Raw genomic sequence first — 16,061 nt, forward strand, 5'->3', positions numbered from 1 at the left:
TCCATGGCTACCGCACTCGACATCGTCGACGCCAAGGGCAAGAAGGCTGGCTCCGTTGAGCTTCCTGCTGAGCTTTTTGACGTTCAGACCAACATCCCGCTGATCCACCAGGTCGTTGTCGCGCAGCTCGCTGCCGCACGCCAGGGAACGCACTCGACCAAGAGTCGTGGCGAAGTTTCCGGTGCAGGCCGCAAGCCGTTCAAGCAGAAGGGAACCGGTCGCGCTCGTCAGGGCTCGATCCGCGCACCTCAGATGACCGGTGGTGGCATCGTGCACGGCCCGACGCCGCGCAGCTACGACCAGCGCACCCCCAAGAAGATGATCGCTGCAGCACTCCTCGGATCGCTGTCTGACCGCGCCCGTGGTTCACGCGTGCACGTGGTCGAAGCCCTCTTCACGGGTGAGACCCCCAGCACGAAGGCCGCTCTCGAGCTGCTGAACACTGTGGCGAGCAGCAAGCACGTCCTGGTCGTTCTGGAGCGCTCAGACGAGCTCACGCTTCGCAGCATCCGCAACGTTCCGACGGTTCACGTTCTTGCGTGGGACCAGCTGAACGCCTACGACGTGCTCGTCAGCGACGACATCGTCTTCACCAAGGGCGCCCTTGAGGCGTTCGTGGCGAGCAAGACCAAGAAGGAAGAGGTGTCCGCATAATGGCTACCGCTATCAACAAGGACCCCCGCGAGATCATCATCGCTCCGGTCGTCTCTGAGAAGAGCTACGGTCTGATCGACGAAGGCAAGTACACCTTCCTTGTCGACCCCCGTTCGAACAAGACCGAGATCAAGCTCGCTATCGAGTCAATCTTCAAGGTCCAGGTCGCTTCGATCAACACCCTGAACCGTCAGGGCAAGACACGTCGCACCAAGTTCGGCATGGGCAAGCGCAAGGACACCAAGCGTGCCATTGTCACGCTGAAGTCCGGTTCCATCGACATCTTCACGGCCGTCGGCTAACGGCACGGGTTAGAGGAATAAGAAATGGCTATTCGTAAGTACAAGCCCACGACCCCAGGTCGTCGCGGTTCTTCTGTTGCGGACTTCGCAGAGATCACCCGTTCGACGCCTGAAAAGTCGCTGCTTCGTCCCCTGTCCAAGACCGGTGGTCGTAACAACCAGGGTCGCATCACTACTCGTCACATCGGTGGTGGCCACAAGCGCCAGTACCGCGTGATCGACTTCAAGCGCAACGACAAAGACGGCGTCAACGCCAAGGTCGCTCACATCGAGTACGACCCGAACCGTACGGCACGCATCGCGTTGCTGCACTTCGTCGATGGTTCCAAGCGCTACATCATCGCTCCGAACAAGCTGAACCAGGGCGACATCGTTGAGTCGGGCGCCGGCGCGGACATCAAGCCAGGTAACAACCTGCCCTTGAAGAACATCCCCACCGGTACCATCATTCACGCGATCGAGCTTCGCCCAGGTGGAGGAGCCAAGATGGCTCGTTCAGCCGGTGCGTCAGTTCGCCTCGTCGCGAAGGATGGCCCCTACGCCCAGCTGCGTTTGCCGTCCGGTGAAATCCGCAACGTTGATGCGCGCTGCCGCGCGACCATCGGCGAGGTCGGCAACGCCGAGCAGTCGAACATCAACTGGGGTAAGGCCGGCCGCATGCGCTGGAAGGGCGTTCGCCCGACAGTTCGTGGTGTCGCTATGAACCCGGTCGACCACCCGCACGGTGGTGGTGAAGGTAAGACTTCCGGTGGACGTCACCCTGTCTCCCCCTGGGGCCAGAAGGAAGGGCGCACCCGCCACATCAACAAGGAAAGCGACAAGCTCATCGTTCGTCGCCGTACCGTCGGCAAGAAGCGTAAGTAGGAGTAGACGATGCCACGCAGTCTCAAGAAAGGCCCATTCGTTGACGACCACCTGCTTCGCAAGGTTGTCACGGCGAATGAAGCCGCAAGCAAAAACGTCATCAAGACCTGGTCACGCCGGTCGATGATCATCCCAGCCATGCTGGGCCACACCATCGCGGTGCACGACGGTCGCAAGCACATCCCGGTGTTCGTCACCGAGTCAATGGTTGGGCACAAGCTCGGCGAGTTTGCACCCACCCGCACCTTCCGTGGACACGTGAAGGACGACAAGAAGGGCCGTCGCCGCTAACGCGGTGACGTGAAGGAGGATAAGAAATGGTGGAGTCGATCGCACGTGTGCGTCACATCCGCGTTACCCCCCAGAAGGCTCGTCGCGTTGTCAACTTGATCCGCGGCAAGCAGGCACAGGAAGCTTTGGCAATCCTGAAGTTCGCACCCCAGGGTGCGAGCGAGCCGGTGTACAAGTTGGTTGCTTCGGCCATCGCTAACGCGAGGGTCAAGGCAGATGCTGACAACACCTTCCTGGACGAGCAGGACCTGTACATCTCGCAGGCATTCGTTGATGAGGGCACGACCCTCAAGCGTTTCCAGCCGCGTGCACAGGGCCGCGCATTCCAGATTCTGAAGCGCACCAGCCACATAACTGTTGTGCTCGCCACTCCTGAGGAGGGTACGAAGTAATGGGTCAGAAAGTAAACCCCTATGGCTTCCGTCTGGGAATCACCACCGACCACGTGTCGCGTTGGTTCTCCGACAGCACGAAGCCGGGTCAGCGTTACAGCGACTTTGTTGCTGAAGACGTCAAGATCCGCAGCCTGCTGAGCACGAGCCTCGACCGCGCGGGAGTTTCCCGTATCGAGATCGAGCGCACCCGTGACCGTGTCCGCGTTGACATTCACACCGCCCGCCCGGGCATCGTGATTGGCCGTCGTGGTGCAGAGGCCGAGCGTATTCGCTCAGACCTCGAGAAGCTCACGAAGAAGCAGATCCAGCTGAACATCCTCGAGGTCAAGAACCCCGAGGCTGACGCTCAGCTCGTCGCACAGGGCATCGCCGAGCAGCTCTCCGCACGTGTGGCTTTCCGCCGCGCAATGCGTAAGGGTATGCAGGGTGCACAGCGCGCCGGCGCCAAGGGTGTTCGCATCCAGGTTTCCGGCCGTCTTGGTGGCGCTGAAATGAGCCGTTCCGAGTTCTACCGCGAAGGTCGCGTGCCGCTGCACACCCTCCGCGCGAACATCGACTACGGCTTCTACGAAGCGAAGACCACCTTCGGCCGCATCGGCGTGAAGGTCTGGATCTACAAGGGCGACATCACCAACAAGGAACTCGCTCGCGAGCAGGCGAACGCTAAGTCGTCTCGCCCCGAGCGCCGTGACGACCGTCCGCGCCGTGCACCTCGTGCAGAGGCTACGGCACCGGTTGCAGCAGGAGTTGAGGCATAACCATGTTGATTCCACGCAGAGTCAAGCACCGCAAGCAGCACCACCCCGGCCGTAGCGGCCACGCCACCGGTGGTACCAAGGTCACCTTCGGTGAGTACGGTATCCAGGCAATCACTCCCGCTTACGTGACCAACCGTCAGATCGAGTCCGCTCGTATCGCGATGACGCGTCACATCAAGCGTGGCGGAAAGGTCTGGATCAACATTTATCCTGACCGCCCGCTGACCAAGAAGCCTGCTGAAACCCGCATGGGTTCCGGTAAGGGTTCCGTCGAGTGGTGGGTTGCGAACGTCAAGCCGGGTCGCGTTCTCTTCGAGCTCAGCGGTGTTTCTGACACCGTTGCTCGTGAGGCACTGACCCGTGCAATTCACAAGCTGCCCCTTAAGGCACGCATCATCAAGCGCGAGGAGGGCGACGCATAATGGCGATCGGATCCAAGGAGCTCGCCTCGCACGAGCTCGACACTTTTGAAAATGAACGACTCTTCGAAGAGCTGAAGAAGGCTAAGGAAGAGCTGTTCAACCTGCGCTTCCAGTCGGCAACCGGCCAGCTGGAGAGCCACGGACGCCTGCGCGCTGTCAAGCGCGACATCGCTCGCATCTACACGGTTCTCCGTGAGCGCGAGCTGGGTATTCGTGCGACTCCGGTTGCTGCACCTGTTGCAGCCAAGGACGAGAAGAAGACCAAGAAGGCCAAGACCGCAGTCGTCGAAGACGCTGCAGTTGAGACCGAGACGAAGGAGGCCTAGCCATGGCGAAGTCTGACGAAAAGGTCGTCGCTGCCGAGGCTCTCGTGCGCGGCTACCGCAAGACGGTGCGTGGTTACGTCACCAGCGACAAGATGGATAAGACCATCGTTGTTGAGGTTGAAGACCGCGTAAAGCACCCGCTGTACGGCAAGGTCATCCGCCGTACGTCCAAGCTGAAGGCTCACGATGAGGCGAACTCCGCCGGCATCGGCGACCTGGTCCTGATCAGTGAAACCCGTCCGCTCAGCGCCTCAAAGCGCTGGCGCCTGGTCGAGATTCTCGAGAAGGCCAAGTAAGCCTCGCGCTTACTTGAATGAAGGAGTTAGAAAGTGCTTCAGCAAGAATCACGGCTCAAAGTTGCCGATAACACGGGTGCCAAGGAACTGTTGACCATCCGCGTACTCGGTGGCTCCGGCCGTCGCTACGCAGGACTGGGCGACACGATCGTTGCCACCGTCAAAGACGCGATCCCTGGCGGAAACGTCAAGAAGGGTGACGTCGTCAAGGCTGTCATCGTTCGCGTCAAAAAGCAGACCCGTCGTCCAGACGGTTCGTACATCAAGTTCGATGAGAACGCCGCAGTGATCTTGAAGAATGACGGTGACCCCCGCGGTACCCGCATCTTCGGACCGGTCGGTCGCGAGCTTCGCGACAAGAAGTTCATGAAGATCATTTCGTTGGCTCCGGAGGTTATCTAAGTCATGGCCAGAATCAAGAAGGGTGACCTCGTAGAGGTCATCACCGGTCGCAGCCAGGCTCGCGGCGGAGACCGTGGCAAGCAGGGTCGTGTCCTCGAGGTACAGGTTGAAAAGAACCGCGTCCTCGTAGAGGGCATCAACTTCGTCACCAAGCACGTTCGCGTTGGCCAGACCCAGCGTGGAACGAAGACCGGTGGCATCGAGACCCAGGAAGCCGCAATCCACGTTTCCAACGTCGCGATCGTTGACCCGGAGACCAAGAAGCCGACCAAGGTTGGCGTTCGCATTGAGGAAGTAACGAAGGACGGCGTCACCAAGACGGTCCGCGTTCGTTACGCCAAGAAGTCAGGTAAGGACCTGTAATGACTGACACCGCAGTTGCAGCTGGCAAAATCCAGCCGCGTCTCAAGCAGAAGTACAGCGACGAGATCTCCGCACAGCTCACGAAGGACCTCGGCTTCACCAACGTGCACCAGGTGCCGAACTTGGTGAAGATCGTCGTCAACATGGGTGTCGGAGAGGCTGCTCGCGACGGCAAGATCATTGACGGCGCCGTTGCAGACCTCACCAAGATCACCGGCCAGAAGCCGCAGATCAACAAGGCACGCAAGTCCATCGCGCAGTTCAAACTGCGTGAGGGCCAGCCCATTGGCGCGCACGTCACACTTCGTGGCGACCGCATGTGGGAGTTCCTTGACCGCCTGCTCAGCCTGGCACTGCCCCGCATCCGCGACTTCCGCGGACTGTCGGACAAGCAGTTCGATGGAAATGGAAACTACACGTTCGGTCTGACCGAGCAGGTAATGTTCCACGAAATCGACCAGGACCGTATCGACCGTATTCGCGGAATGGACATCACTGTTGTGACGTCCGCCAAGAACAACGAAGAAGGCCGCGCACTGCTCAAGGCGCTCGGCTTCCCGTTCAAGTCGAACGACGCTCAGGTCTAATAAGCTGTACCACCGGGGCTGGACAATCGTCCAGCCCCACCACCACCACAGGTCGTCATCCGTGTAACGGATGCACGAAACCAGGCGAGAAAGGCAACAAATCATGACAATGACAGATCCGGTCGCAGACATGCTGACCAGACTGCGCAACGCTAACTCGGCGTACCACGAGACAGTGTCTATGCCGCACAGCAAGCTCAAGTCCCACATTGCGGACATTCTGAAGGCCCAGGGTTACATCTCGGCTTGGGACGTGACCGACGCAAAGGTCGGCCAGACCCTGACGCTGACCCTCAAGTTCGGCCCGAACCGCGAACGTTCAATCGTTGGCATCAAGCGCGTATCCAAGCCTGGTCTCCGCGTATACGCAAAGTCGACTGAGATCCCCACGGTTCTCGGCGGCCTCGGCGTTGCTATCCTGTCCACCTCCAGCGGTCTGCTCACCGACCGTCAGGCAGAGAAGAAGGGCGTAGGCGGAGAAGTTCTCGCCTACGTGTGGTAGCCAACAATGTCGCGTATTGGAAGACTCCCCATTGAGATCCCTGCCGGGGTCACAGTAACGGCTGACGGCCAGCTCGTCACCGTCAAGGGCCCGAAGGGCGAGCTGTCGCTCACCGTTTCGCGTCCCATCGAGGTCAACATCGAGGATGCCCAGGTTCTGGTCACCCGTCCGGACGACGAGCGCGCTTCGCGTTCGCTCCACGGCCTGACCCGCACCCTGATCTCCAACCAGATCATCGGTGTGACCCAGGGCTACAGCAAGGGCCTCGAAATCGTCGGTACCGGTTACCGCGTAGCCCAGAAGGGTAACTCTGTTGAGTTCGCCCTCGGCTTCTCGCACCCGGTTCTCATCGACCCGCCTGCAGGCATCTCACTCACCGTTGATGGCAACACCAAGCTCACGGTCAGCGGAATTGACAAGCAGGCCGTCGGCGAGGTAGCCGCCAACATCCGTAAGATTCGTAAGCCTGAGCCCTACAAGGGCAAGGGTGTGCGTTACGCCGGCGAGATTGTTCGCCGCAAGGCCGGAAAGAGTGGTAAGTAACCATGGGTCTCGGAACTAGAGGTAAGAGCAAGTCGGCTGCCCGCACACGCAGGCACACGCGTCTTCGCAAGAAGATTGAGGGCACCGCGGTTCGTCCGCGCCTCGTTGTCAACCGTTCGGCTCGTCACGTATTCGTGCAGGTCGTCGACGACAGCAAGGGCATCACCCTCGCATCGGCATCAACGCTTGAAACAGACATGCGCACCTTCGATGGTGACAAGACTGCCAAGGCACACAAGGTCGGCGAGCTTGTTGCAGAGCGCGCCAAGGCTGCAGGTATCGAAGCAGTTGTATTTGACCGTGGTGGAAGCAAGTACGCGGGTCGCGTAGCTGCTATCGCCGAGGGAGCTCGAGAGGGTGGATTGAACCTGTGAGCACTACTGAACCTACTAACAAGGAGCCTGAGGTGGCTGTAGAGGCACCCGTGGAGACCGCTGCGTCGACTGCTCCCGCACAGAACGAGCCTCGTGAGGCTCGTCGCGGCGGCCGCGAGCGTAACCCGAACCGTGAGCGCGGAAGTCGCGACGCGGAGAAGAGCCAGTTCCTGGAGCGCGTTGTCACCATCAACCGCGTTTCCAAGGTGGTCAAGGGTGGTCGTCGCTTCAGCTTCACCGCTCTGGTCGTCGTCGGAGACGGTAACGGCATGGTTGGCGTTGGATACGGTAAGGCCCGCGAGGTCCCGACCGCTATCTCCAAGGGCGTCGAGGAAGCGAAGAAGAACTTCTTCCGCGTTCCCCGCATCGGCCTGACCATTCCCCACCCCGTCCAGGGTGAGGCCGCCGCAGGCGTTGTTCTGCTTCGTCCGGCTGCTGCCGGTACCGGTGTTATCGCCGGTGGTCCGGTTCGCGCCGTACTCGAGTGTGCAGGCATCCACGACGTTCTGAGCAAGTCGCTCGGTTCGTCGAACACCATCAACATCGTGCACGCAACGGTCGAGGCCCTGCACCAGCTCGAGGAGCCGCGTGCTGTGGCTGCTCGTCGTGGCCTTGCTTATGAAGACGTGGCTCCGGCCCGCTTCCTGCGTGCCGACGCCGACGCAGCTGCTGCTGCAGCTACTGCAAAGGCAGGTGCCTAATGGCTCAGCTGAAGATTACGCAGATCAAGTCCAAAATTAGTGAGAAGCAGAACCAGCGCGACACGCTTCGCAGCCTGGGCCTGCGTCGCATTGGCGCCGTCACGATCCGCGAGGACAACTCGCAGAACCGTGGCTACGTCAATACTGTTGCTCACCTGGTGAAGGTCGAGGAGATTGACTAATGGCTGACGAGAAGGACGCTGTCAAGAAGACAGCCGACAAGCCCGCCACTGAAGTAAAGACCGCTAAGAAGGCTGCAGCTCCCAAGGCTGCCGCTGAGAAGGCACCGGCCAAGGCAGCAGCAACCAAGGCTCCGGCCAAGGCTGCCGCTGAGAAGGCACCGGCCAAGGCCGCTGCCCCCAAGAAGGCCGCCGCGAAGGCTGAGCCCGCTGAGACCCGTGAGCACGTGCTGAAGGTACACCACCTTCGCCCCGCTCCCGGAGCGAAGAAGGCTAAGCAGCGCGTTGGTCGTGGTGAGGGATCCAAGGGTAAGACCGCGGGTCGTGGCACCAAGGGCACCAAGGCCCGCTACACCGTTCGTATCGGCTTTGAGGGTGGGCAGATGCCTCTGCACATGCGCACCCCGAAGCTGCGCGGATTCAAGAACCCGTTCCGCGTTGAGTACCAGGTTGTAAACCTGGAGAAGCTCAACGAGCTGTACCCGAAGGGTGGCGACGTAACCGTTGCCGACCTGGTTGCCAAGGGTGCTGTCCGGAACAACGAGAAGGTCAAGGTTCTCGGTAATGGAGACATTACGGTTAAGCTGAACGTTGCAGTCGACAAGGTCTCCAGCTCAGCTGAGCAGAAGATCGTCGCCGCAGGTGGCTCAATCAAGTAAGTCCTAGACGCTGGTCGAGCTTGTCGAGGGCCACCTATCGAGTCATTCGGTGGTGGATTCTCGACAAGCTCGACTAACGCAATTAACTGGAGGCCTTTGTTGTTTAGCGCCATTGCGCGGATTTTCCGCACTCCCGACCTTCGCCGGAAGATCGGATTCACCCTGGGCATTGTTGCCTTGTTCCGTCTGGGCTCGTTCATCCCTAGCCCGTTTGTGGACTTCGGCAACGTTCAGGCTTGTCTTGCAGCCAACCAAAACGCCAGCGGCCTCTATGAGCTGGTCAACCTGTTCAGCGGTGGCGCACTGCTGCAGCTCTCAGTCTTCGCGCTGGGGATCATGCCGTACATCACGGCATCGATCATCATCCAGTTGCTCCGTGTGGTCATCCCACACTTCGAGACCCTGTACAAAGAGGGTCAGAGCGGCCAGAGCACGCTCACTCAGTACACCCGTTACCTCACGATTGCCCTCGCAGTCCTGCAGTCAACGACGCTGATCACAGTTGCACGAAGCGGTGCTTTGTTCGGCACGTCGTCAAGCGCAGAGTGCTCGCAGCTCATCACCAACGACGCCTGGTACGCGATCATGCTCATGGTCATCACCATGACTGCCGGTACCGGAGTCATCATGTGGTTCGGTGAGATGATCACCGAGCGCGGCATCGGTAACGGAATGTCGCTCCTCATCTTCACGTCGATCGCCGCTCGCTTCCCCGGCTCCCTGAGCTCCATCGGACAGCAGAAGGGTTGGGACATCCTGGCGATCACGATCGCCATCGGCATCCTGATCATCTTCGCCGTGGTGTTCGTCGAGCAATCGCAGAGACGCATCCCTGTGCAATATGCCAAGCGGATGGTTGGCCGACGCACGTATGGCGGCAACAACACCTACATCCCCATCAAGGTCAACATGGCGGGCGTGATCCCGGTTATCTTCGCCTCGTCGTTGCTGTACCTGCCCGCGCTCATCGCCCAGTTCAACCAGCCGGCTGCCGGCGAAGAACCTGCTGGCTGGGTCGTGTGGGTCACCAACAACCTCACCACGGGTAATCACCCGCTGTACATGCTCATGTACTTCCTGCTGATTGTCGGGTTCACCTACTTCTACGTCGCGATCACCTTCAACCCTGAAGAGGTCGCAGACAACATGAAGAAATACGGCGGATTCATTCCGGGCATCCGTGCCGGACGCCCCACCGCCGAATACCTCGACTACGTGTTGACCCGCGTCACCCTCCCCGGTTCCCTCTACCTCGGTATCATCGCCCTGCTGCCACTGATCGCGTTCACCGCGATCGGTGCAGACCAGAACTTCCCGTTCGGTGGCGCCAGCATCCTGATCATCGTCGGTGTCGGTCTCGAGACGGTGAAGCAGATCGACTCGCAACTGCAACAGCGTCACTATGAAGGGTTGCTGCGATGAGCGACACCACAACCGAACGTACCAAGGCACGCGGAGCACGACTCCTGATCGTTGGCCCTCCAGGGGCAGGCAAGGGCACCCAGGCCGCTTTCATCGGCGACGCATTCGGAATCCCGGCCATCTCGACGGGCGATATCTTCCGGTACAACATCAAGAACGAAACCCCGCTCGGGCTGAAGATCAAGGCAATCGTCGATTCCGGCGACTATGTCCCCGACTCACTCACCAACGAGATCGTGGCCGAGCGTCTTGAGCACGACGACGCGAAGAACGGTTTCCTGCTCGACGGCTACCCGCGCACGCTTGATCAGGTCACCTTCCTGAACGAGCTGCTCGAGAAGCAGGGTCGCCCGCTGGAAGCCGTCGTGCGCCTCGTCGCCGACCAGGATGAAATTGTCGGACGCCTCACCAAGCGCGCGCTCGAACAGGGCCGTGTCGACGACTCCGAAGAGGCCATCAGGCACCGCCAGGAAGTCTACGTTCGCGAGACAGAGCCCCTCATCGATGTCTACCGCACGCAGGGCTTGCTGGTGGAGGTCGACGGACTCGGCGAGATCGACGAGGTTGCCACCCGTATCCGCGAGGCACTGGCCACGCGCGGCATCGGCTCGGCCGAATAATCTGGCGTCACGCTATTAACCTGCAAGGAAAAGTAAGTTCATGAGTCTCCGTCGTTCGATTTACAAGTCGCCGGCGCAGATGCGCCTCATGATCGCGCCGGGGCTGGCCACAGCGGCATCGCTGCAGGCCGCCCGTCGCGTGATCAAGGCCGGTGCAACGCTCCTGGAGGTCGATGCTGCAGCTGAGGCCGCGATCATCGCCCTCGGTGGTAGCTCGAATTTCAAACTGGAGCCTGGCTACAACCACACGGTGTGTGCTTCGGTCAACGAGGATGTCGTCCACGGCATCCCGACGAGTCGCGTACTTGTCCCCGGCGACATCGTCTCCATTGACAGTGGGGCCATCATCGAGGGCTGGAACGGCGACGCCGCATTCACCGTCGTCGTACCGGACCCGACGCGTCCGGAGCTGGTTGCAGAACGCCAGAAGCTCTCCGATGTGACCGAGGGGTCTCTCTGGGCCGGCATCGCGCGCCTTGCAACAGCACGCCACCTCAATGAGGTCGGTCATGCAATCGAGGAGTACATCGAGGACCGTGGCACCTACGGCATCCTCACGGACTATGTCGGACACGGCATTGGTCGCTCGATGCACGAAGACCCGCCCGTCTTCAACTACCGGGTGCGCCAGAAGGGTCCTGACGTGAAGCCAGGACTCGTCGTCGCCATTGAACCGATGGTGGTACTCGGCAGCATCGATACCCACGTGCGCGAGGACGACTGGACTGTTGCGACGGACGACGGCTTGGCATCCGCTCACTGGGAACACAGCGTTGCCGTTCACAAGGACGGCATCTGGGTGCTCACGGCAGAAGACGGCGGTGCAGCAGGGCTCGCAGCATTCGGCGTGAAGCCGACCCCGCTGGCCTGACCTGCAGTAGCGCTGTTCGGCGCCGCTACTGATCCATCACCCGCACGAGCTCGTCGATGAACGACGTGAAATCGTGGGTGCGTTTGATGAGCTCCTGCACGATGGTGCGGTCCGCGAAGACTTCGACGAACTGATCGAAGATGTTCTGGAACGTCTTGCGGCCAGACTCGCTGAACGCGATGAACGCGACGACATTGACCCTGTTCTCGCCCCAGGACATCGGCACGTCATTGACGACGATTGCGATGGACGTGCGTACGGCGCTCATAGTCATGGAGTGCGGGACGGCCAGGCTGTCCGTGAACGCCGTTGACGACATCCGCTCTCGTTCGATTGCGCCGTCGATGTAGCGCTGGTCGATGATGCCGGCCGACATCATCCGGCTCCCAAGCGCGTTGATCATGGCGATCTCGTCCGTCGCGTGGAAATTGTGCAGAAACAGGCCCGGGTCGACGAATTGGCGCAGTTCATCCCTGATCTGCGCACGCCTGCGCTGGCGCCGCACCCGACTACCGGCCTGCCTGATCCTGTCGACGTCGCTGTCGGTCAGGAACGGTTGAACCACGATCGTATGCTCGGACGGGACAGGGGGAACGATCGTGGTGAGCACCAGGTCGGCGTCGAGCAGCGCCCAATCGACATCGGTGCGCGTGATGATCGTGACCACGTTCAACTCGGTGCCGAGGGCTCGCTCAAGACGCTGGAGGAACACGAGGTGCATGTCGTAGTAGTTCGGGATGACGATGGCGCAACTGATGAGCTCTGTGCGCCGTGACTGCTGTTCAAGGTGGGCGCCCACATGCATCGCGATGTAGGCGATCTCGTCGTCGGTAATGACCACCTGCTGCTGGCGTTGGAGTTCGCTGGCGATGTAGACCGCCAATTCGTAGGTCATCGGGTACGCAGTCTTGATCGACCTGGTCAGCGGATTGCGGGAGTACGACTTCTCCTGGGCGCGATTGATGAGGTTGCGCACGTGCATGGTGAGTCGCACGATGAAGTCCTCGTCGGCGAGGTCGATGAGGTAGGCCTCACTCGTCTGCTGCACGATGCGGCGCACGATGGCCAGGTCTCCTGGCGACACGAAACTATCGACGAGCGAGGTGAGCGACAGGTTGTTGCCTGGTGTGATCACCCTGCTCGTCAACAGCAAGGTGAGGTAGTCGAGGTCGAGCGCACTGAGCTCAACGGCGAAGTGGGTCGCCGTCAGCAGTGCGAGTCCGGTGGCCAGCGATTCGCCGGGAATGCGCGGCGCTGCGGCATCAACCCCTGCCACAGGCCCCGACGCATGCCCTGACGCCTCCGGCGCGCGTTTCGCAACCCTGTCGAGCGCGATCGCGAGGTGGAGCAGCACATTGTCTAGACCGAATTCGTTCACAAAGTAGCCCTGCGACCCGAGCAGCTCGATGAGGTCGGTCTTGAAGTCGCCGAGCGCGTCGGCGGAGAACTCCCGTTGAATGGCCTCCAGCTGCACGAGCCCCCTGGCGCTCTCCTCGCGGAACATTCGGCTGAGCAGACGGCGTCGCTCGGTCTCCGGACCACAGAGCGACACCACACCGTCGCGCCGCTCCAGCGTGAGTGCTGTGTCTGGCAGGAGGGCGCGCACCTTGGCGAGGTCGCCCTCGATCGTCGATTCACTCACGAACAGGGTTGCGGCCAGATCGTAGACGTCGAGCCCGGTCGGGGCATCGCTGAGGCGACGCACAATGTCGTACAGCCGAGCGTGCGGGGTAGGAACGTCTGTCGACCGAGACTCCGTCGCTGCCCTGAATGCGGCGTACGCGTCGCGGTCGAGTCGGTAGCCGGCGGGGCCAGACTCGATGACATCGAGCGGATGCGCCGCAGCCTTCACACTCGTGACGTAACTGCGCACGCTTCGGGGCGTCACCCCGAGGTGGTCGGCAAGCTCGCCTGCCGTGACCCAGGCGGGCGCGAGGGTCAGGTAGTCCAGCATCCGTGCGCGTCTGTCGCTCATCACGTACAACTCCAGTGTCGTAGCTGACAGTCAATCACTTTCGCTTGGGCCCCGCCGGAAATACCAGAAGTCTTCCGGGGGTGCGGAAGGAGAACTGGTGGCGTGGCCCACCGGCACGTTGCGAGGATCGACGTACCTGGTGAAAGGGCGATCGATGAAGATCATGGTGGTGTGCGGTGCCGGTGCGTCGAGCACCTTCGTCGCGCTCCGTATGCGGAGGACCGCAGCCGAGCGCCACTTGGCTGTTGAGATCTCCGCCGGCACGGAGGCCAACCTCCCTGCCGCATTCGGTGACCTCGACGTCGTGCTCGTCGGCCCACACCTCGCAGACCGCTATGACGCCATCGCGGTGAGTGCTCGTGCGAGTGAGGTGGGGATTGCCCTGCTGCCTGCGACGGTGTTCACCGCCAGGGAGGGTGCCCTGGCTCTCGACCTCGCGCTCGCTTCTGTATGGAGCGCATCATGACCTCGCAGGAGAGCGGCCGCACGCCCGCCTGCATATGCCTTCTCGGCAATCATCGCTATGGTGAATCACAGATTGGACGTCCGGAATGGAAAGCCACGGAATGGTTGAACGCACTGTTCGAATCGGATCAGCGCACGGGTTGCACGCCAGGCCCGCGAAGCTCTTCACCCAAGCCGCAGCCGAGTCTGGAGCATCAGTCACGATCGCCAAAGCAGAAGGAAAGCCGGTCAACGCGGCCAGCATTCTCGGTGTCATCTCACTGGGAATCGACCACGGCGACGAGGTCACCCTCGTGGTCGAGGGCGACAGCGCTGATGCGGTTCTCGACGACCTCGTTGAACTTTTGCTCACCGATCACGACGGATAGCACCAGCACTCTCGCCGGCACGACCAGCTCACACCCGACAGTCTTAGAGGAGCTGTGATGGAACTGCGTGGAATTGGAATTGGCCAGGGCATCGTCATCGGGCCGGTGGTGCGGATGTCAGATCCGTTGCCTGAACCGCGTGACGAGCCGAGCATCCGCACGCCGCAAGAGGAGACCGACCGCACACACGCGGCTCTCTCCGCCGTCGCCGCTGACCTCAACGATCGCGGCGCCCGAGCCGGTGGCGCTGCACAGGACGTGTTGGAAGCCCAGGCCATGATGGCCGAGGATCCCTCCCTTGCCGACGACATCGCAGCTCGGCTCTCAACGGGCAAGACCGGCGAACGTGCGGTGTTCGAGGCATTCGCCGCCTACCGCGACCTGCTCGTTGGCATGGGCGGCTACATGGCAGAGCGCGCCACTGACCTCGACGATGTCTCCCAGCGCGTTGTCGCTGAGTTGGCCGGTCTGCCTGCACCTGGCGTTCCGGATCCCGGCCACCCGTTCATCCTCGTCGCTCGTGACCTTGCCCCCGCCGATACCGCACTTCTCGACCTCGACACGGTGCTCGGGTTGATCACGATCGAGGGTGGCCCGACCTCACACACGGCCATCCTGGCCAGGGAGAAGTCGATCGTCGCCCTCGTTGGTGTGCAGGATGCCGGCAAGCTCTCCAACGGAGACAACGTCATCATCGACGCTGCGAACGACGTCGTGGTGACCGGACCCGGTTCGGCGGAGGTGGCCGATGCTGAGGCCCGAATCGCCGCTCGCGCCGCTCGTATCAACGCGCCGCTCAGCCCTGGCGCGCTTGCAGACGGAACTCCCATTCCGTTGCTGGCCAATCTCGGCTCTGCCGATGGCGCTGCCAACGCGGTTGAACTCGGGGCAGAGGGCGTCGGCCTGTTCAGGACCGAGTTCCTCTTCCTCGGCGCGACGTCAGCCCCGACGGCCCAGGAGCAGCAAGAGCAGTACACCCGCATGCTGACGAACTTTCCAGGGAAGAAAGTTGTCGTTCGTGCCCTCGACGCCGGCGCGGACAAGCCGCTGGCCTTCCTGAACGACGCCAAAGAGGAGAACCCGGCCCTCGGGCTGCGGGGGCTCCGCGCCCTGCGGATCGCTGAGGACATCCTGCGCGACCAGCTCACGGCATTAGCGAAGGCCGATGCAGAGACGGATGCCGATGTGTGGGTGATGGCGCCCATGGTGTCCACCGTCGAAGAGACACGCTATTTCGTAGCTCTGGCCCACGAACTCGGCCTGAAGACGGCTGGCGTCATGGTGGAGGTTCCCGCGCTGGCACTCCTGGCCGACCGGGTACTGGCGAACGCCGACTTCGCCTCCATCGGCACAAATGACCTGACCCAGTACACCCTGGCAGCCGACCGGATGCTGGGCACCGTGGCCGCATTCCAGGACCCATGGCACCCTGCCGTGCTCCGTCTCGTCGCCGAGGTCGGCGCCGCTGGCGCCGACCTCGGGAAGCCTGTCGGAGTCTGTGGTGAGGCTGCCGCAGATCCCCTGCTCGCCGTCGTGCTCGTCGGCCTCGGCGTGACCTCCCTCTCGATGTCGCCCCCAGCCCTCGCCGACGTGCGCGCAGAGCTGGCCAAATACTCACTGGATGAAGCTCGACGCTTCGCCAGGATCGCGCTGGACGCCGAAGACGCGGCCAGCGCGAGAGCCGCGGTGCATGCCGCATCCATCCCTTAGCTGGAAGAGAAC

Annotated in this window: 25 protein-coding genes; 24 read left to right on the forward strand and 1 reads right to left on the reverse strand. The window is 61.6% G+C overall.

Features of this window, described 5'->3' with window-relative positions:
* Positions 1-3: 3 nt before the first annotated feature.
* From rplD to map, 21 genes are all read left to right on the forward strand, one after another.
* Positions 4-654, forward strand: coding sequence for a 50S ribosomal protein L4 (gene rplD, locus AC25Y4_RS11625; RefSeq protein ID WP_488120584.1), 651 nt, complete (start codon positions 4-6; stop codon positions 652-654).
* On the forward strand, positions 654-956 hold the full coding sequence (gene rplW, locus AC25Y4_RS11630) for a 50S ribosomal protein L23 (RefSeq protein WP_488120585.1): 303 nt from the start codon (positions 654-656) through the stop codon (positions 954-956). The genes rplD and rplW overlap by 1 nt, the downstream gene beginning before the upstream one ends.
* 24 nt (positions 957-980) lie before the next feature.
* Entirely contained in the window at positions 981-1,820 is an 840-nt protein-coding gene (gene rplB, locus AC25Y4_RS11635) for a 50S ribosomal protein L2 (protein ID WP_488120586.1), read from the forward strand.
* 9 nt (positions 1,821-1,829) lie between these two features.
* On the forward strand, positions 1,830-2,111 hold the full coding sequence (gene rpsS, locus AC25Y4_RS11640; RefSeq protein ID WP_414802424.1) for a 30S ribosomal protein S19: 282 nt from the start codon (positions 1,830-1,832) through the stop codon (positions 2,109-2,111).
* Between the two features lie 26 nt (positions 2,112-2,137).
* Positions 2,138-2,503 (forward strand): 50S ribosomal protein L22, encoded by a 366-nt coding sequence (gene rplV / locus AC25Y4_RS11645; RefSeq protein WP_488120587.1) that lies wholly within the window; start codon positions 2,138-2,140, stop codon positions 2,501-2,503.
* Positions 2,503-3,264, forward strand: a complete 762-nt coding sequence (gene rpsC / locus AC25Y4_RS11650; protein WP_488120588.1) for a 30S ribosomal protein S3 — start codon at positions 2,503-2,505, stop codon at positions 3,262-3,264. Before rplV ends, rpsC begins: the two co-directional genes overlap by 1 nt.
* 2 nt (positions 3,265-3,266) lie before the next feature.
* Complete coding sequence (gene rplP / locus AC25Y4_RS11655; protein WP_488120589.1) at positions 3,267-3,686, forward strand: 50S ribosomal protein L16; 420 nt, start codon at positions 3,267-3,269, stop codon at positions 3,684-3,686.
* Positions 3,686-4,012 carry a 50S ribosomal protein L29 gene (rpmC, locus tag AC25Y4_RS11660; RefSeq protein ID WP_488120590.1) on the forward strand — a complete coding sequence of 109 codons (327 nt, stop codon included), beginning with the start codon at positions 3,686-3,688 and terminating at the stop codon, positions 4,010-4,012. Before rplP ends, rpmC begins: the two co-directional genes overlap by 1 nt.
* A gap of 2 nt (positions 4,013-4,014) precedes the next feature.
* On the forward strand, positions 4,015-4,308 hold the full coding sequence (gene rpsQ / locus AC25Y4_RS11665; RefSeq protein ID WP_488120591.1) for a 30S ribosomal protein S17: 294 nt from the start codon (positions 4,015-4,017) through the stop codon (positions 4,306-4,308).
* A gap of 33 nt (positions 4,309-4,341) precedes the next feature.
* Positions 4,342-4,710: a 50S ribosomal protein L14 gene (gene rplN, locus AC25Y4_RS11670; protein WP_414802430.1), complete on the forward strand. Its 369-nt coding sequence runs from the start codon at positions 4,342-4,344 to the stop codon at positions 4,708-4,710.
* Positions 4,711-4,713: 3 nt separating this feature from the next.
* Positions 4,714-5,073 carry a 50S ribosomal protein L24 gene (gene rplX / locus AC25Y4_RS11675; RefSeq protein WP_488120592.1) on the forward strand — a complete coding sequence of 120 codons (360 nt, stop codon included), beginning with the start codon at positions 4,714-4,716 and terminating at the stop codon, positions 5,071-5,073.
* Complete coding sequence (gene rplE, locus AC25Y4_RS11680) at positions 5,073-5,660, forward strand: 50S ribosomal protein L5 (protein ID WP_488120593.1); 588 nt, start codon at positions 5,073-5,075, stop codon at positions 5,658-5,660. Before rplX ends, rplE begins: the two co-directional genes overlap by 1 nt.
* Positions 5,661-5,763: 103 nt before the next feature.
* Positions 5,764-6,162 (forward strand): 30S ribosomal protein S8, encoded by a 399-nt coding sequence (gene rpsH, locus AC25Y4_RS11685; protein WP_488120594.1) that lies wholly within the window; start codon positions 5,764-5,766, stop codon positions 6,160-6,162.
* A 6-nt stretch (positions 6,163-6,168) separates the two neighbouring features.
* Entirely contained in the window at positions 6,169-6,705 is a 537-nt protein-coding gene (gene rplF, locus AC25Y4_RS11690; protein WP_488120595.1) for a 50S ribosomal protein L6, read from the forward strand.
* 2 nt (positions 6,706-6,707) lie between these two features.
* On the forward strand, positions 6,708-7,079 hold the full coding sequence (gene rplR / locus AC25Y4_RS11695) for a 50S ribosomal protein L18 (RefSeq protein WP_488120596.1): 372 nt from the start codon (positions 6,708-6,710) through the stop codon (positions 7,077-7,079).
* A 32-nt stretch (positions 7,080-7,111) separates the two neighbouring features.
* Entirely contained in the window at positions 7,112-7,780 is a 669-nt protein-coding gene (gene rpsE, locus AC25Y4_RS11700) for a 30S ribosomal protein S5 (RefSeq protein ID WP_488120597.1), read from the forward strand.
* Positions 7,780-7,962: a 50S ribosomal protein L30 gene (gene rpmD, locus AC25Y4_RS11705; RefSeq protein ID WP_066597599.1), complete on the forward strand. Its 183-nt coding sequence runs from the start codon at positions 7,780-7,782 to the stop codon at positions 7,960-7,962. The genes rpsE and rpmD overlap by 1 nt, the downstream gene beginning before the upstream one ends.
* On the forward strand, positions 7,962-8,618 hold the full coding sequence (rplO, locus tag AC25Y4_RS11710; RefSeq protein ID WP_488120598.1) for a 50S ribosomal protein L15: 657 nt from the start codon (positions 7,962-7,964) through the stop codon (positions 8,616-8,618). Before rpmD ends, rplO begins: the two co-directional genes overlap by 1 nt.
* A gap of 99 nt (positions 8,619-8,717) precedes the next feature.
* The gene (gene secY / locus AC25Y4_RS11715; RefSeq protein ID WP_488120599.1) at positions 8,718-10,040 is read left to right on the forward strand and encodes a preprotein translocase subunit SecY; all 1,323 of its coding nucleotides are present in this window, start codon (positions 8,718-8,720) and stop codon (positions 10,038-10,040) included.
* Positions 10,037-10,660: an adenylate kinase gene (locus tag AC25Y4_RS11720; RefSeq protein ID WP_488120600.1), complete on the forward strand. Its 624-nt coding sequence runs from the start codon at positions 10,037-10,039 to the stop codon at positions 10,658-10,660. Before secY ends, AC25Y4_RS11720 begins: the two co-directional genes overlap by 4 nt.
* Before the next feature lie 40 nt (positions 10,661-10,700).
* Positions 10,701-11,531: a type I methionyl aminopeptidase gene (gene map, locus AC25Y4_RS11725; protein ID WP_488120601.1), complete on the forward strand. Its 831-nt coding sequence runs from the start codon at positions 10,701-10,703 to the stop codon at positions 11,529-11,531.
* Between the two features lie 25 nt (positions 11,532-11,556).
* On the opposite strand, the gene AC25Y4_RS11730 is transcribed toward map, so the two are convergent.
* Positions 11,557-13,506: a BglG family transcription antiterminator gene (locus AC25Y4_RS11730; RefSeq protein ID WP_488120602.1), complete on the reverse strand. Its 1,950-nt coding sequence runs from the start codon at positions 13,504-13,506 to the stop codon at positions 11,557-11,559.
* Between the two features lie 97 nt (positions 13,507-13,603).
* Here AC25Y4_RS11730 and AC25Y4_RS11735 point away from each other — a divergent pair, with 97 nt between their 5' ends.
* From AC25Y4_RS11735 to ptsP, 3 genes are all read left to right on the forward strand, one after another.
* A complete protein-coding gene (locus AC25Y4_RS11735; protein WP_488120603.1) occupies positions 13,604-13,972 on the forward strand; it encodes a PTS sugar transporter in 369 nt (122 codons plus the stop codon).
* Between the two features lie 100 nt (positions 13,973-14,072).
* Positions 14,073-14,339: an HPr family phosphocarrier protein gene (locus AC25Y4_RS11740; RefSeq protein WP_488120604.1), complete on the forward strand. Its 267-nt coding sequence runs from the start codon at positions 14,073-14,075 to the stop codon at positions 14,337-14,339.
* Positions 14,340-14,396: 57 nt separating this feature from the next.
* Positions 14,397-16,049, forward strand: coding sequence for a phosphoenolpyruvate--protein phosphotransferase (gene ptsP / locus AC25Y4_RS11745; protein WP_488120605.1), 1,653 nt, complete (start codon positions 14,397-14,399; stop codon positions 16,047-16,049).
* Positions 16,050-16,061 lie beyond the last annotated feature (12 nt).

The organism is Leifsonia sp. Y878, assembly GCF_057669685.1.

Excerpts from the sequence above, each read along its gene's own strand:
- map (WP_488120601.1), top strand. The coding sequence starts at position 10,701 with ATGAGTCTCCGTCGTTCGATTTACAAGTCGCCGGCGCAGATGCGCCTC.
- AC25Y4_RS11720 (WP_488120600.1), top strand. The coding sequence starts at position 10,037 with ATGAGCGACACCACAACCGAACGTACCAAGGCACGCGGAGCACGACTC.
- rpsQ (WP_488120591.1), top strand. The coding sequence starts at position 4,015 with ATGGCGAAGTCTGACGAAAAGGTCGTCGCTGCCGAGGCTCTCGTGCGC.
- rplP (WP_488120589.1), top strand. The coding sequence starts at position 3,267 with ATGTTGATTCCACGCAGAGTCAAGCACCGCAAGCAGCACCACCCCGGC.
- AC25Y4_RS11740 (WP_488120604.1), top strand. The coding sequence starts at position 14,073 with ATGGTTGAACGCACTGTTCGAATCGGATCAGCGCACGGGTTGCACGCC.
- rplW (WP_488120585.1), top strand. The coding sequence starts at position 654 with ATGGCTACCGCTATCAACAAGGACCCCCGCGAGATCATCATCGCTCCG.
- rplV (WP_488120587.1), top strand. The coding sequence starts at position 2,138 with ATGGTGGAGTCGATCGCACGTGTGCGTCACATCCGCGTTACCCCCCAG.
- rplB (WP_488120586.1), top strand. The coding sequence starts at position 981 with ATGGCTATTCGTAAGTACAAGCCCACGACCCCAGGTCGTCGCGGTTCT.
- ptsP (WP_488120605.1), top strand. The coding sequence starts at position 14,397 with ATGGAACTGCGTGGAATTGGAATTGGCCAGGGCATCGTCATCGGGCCG.
- AC25Y4_RS11730 (WP_488120602.1), bottom strand. The coding sequence starts at position 13,506 with ATGAGCGACAGACGCGCACGGATGCTGGACTACCTGACCCTCGCGCCC.
- rpsS (WP_414802424.1), top strand. The coding sequence starts at position 1,830 with ATGCCACGCAGTCTCAAGAAAGGCCCATTCGTTGACGACCACCTGCTT.
- rplD (WP_488120584.1), top strand. The coding sequence starts at position 4 with ATGGCTACCGCACTCGACATCGTCGACGCCAAGGGCAAGAAGGCTGGC.
- rpsH (WP_488120594.1), top strand. The coding sequence starts at position 5,764 with ATGACAATGACAGATCCGGTCGCAGACATGCTGACCAGACTGCGCAAC.
- rplF (WP_488120595.1), top strand. The coding sequence starts at position 6,169 with ATGTCGCGTATTGGAAGACTCCCCATTGAGATCCCTGCCGGGGTCACA.
- rpmD (WP_066597599.1), top strand. The coding sequence starts at position 7,780 with ATGGCTCAGCTGAAGATTACGCAGATCAAGTCCAAAATTAGTGAGAAG.
- rpmC (WP_488120590.1), top strand. The coding sequence starts at position 3,686 with ATGGCGATCGGATCCAAGGAGCTCGCCTCGCACGAGCTCGACACTTTT.
- rplR (WP_488120596.1), top strand. The coding sequence starts at position 6,708 with ATGGGTCTCGGAACTAGAGGTAAGAGCAAGTCGGCTGCCCGCACACGC.
- rplO (WP_488120598.1), top strand. The coding sequence starts at position 7,962 with ATGGCTGACGAGAAGGACGCTGTCAAGAAGACAGCCGACAAGCCCGCC.
- rplE (WP_488120593.1), top strand. The coding sequence starts at position 5,073 with ATGACTGACACCGCAGTTGCAGCTGGCAAAATCCAGCCGCGTCTCAAG.
- rplX (WP_488120592.1), top strand. The coding sequence starts at position 4,714 with ATGGCCAGAATCAAGAAGGGTGACCTCGTAGAGGTCATCACCGGTCGC.
- rpsC (WP_488120588.1), top strand. The coding sequence starts at position 2,503 with ATGGGTCAGAAAGTAAACCCCTATGGCTTCCGTCTGGGAATCACCACC.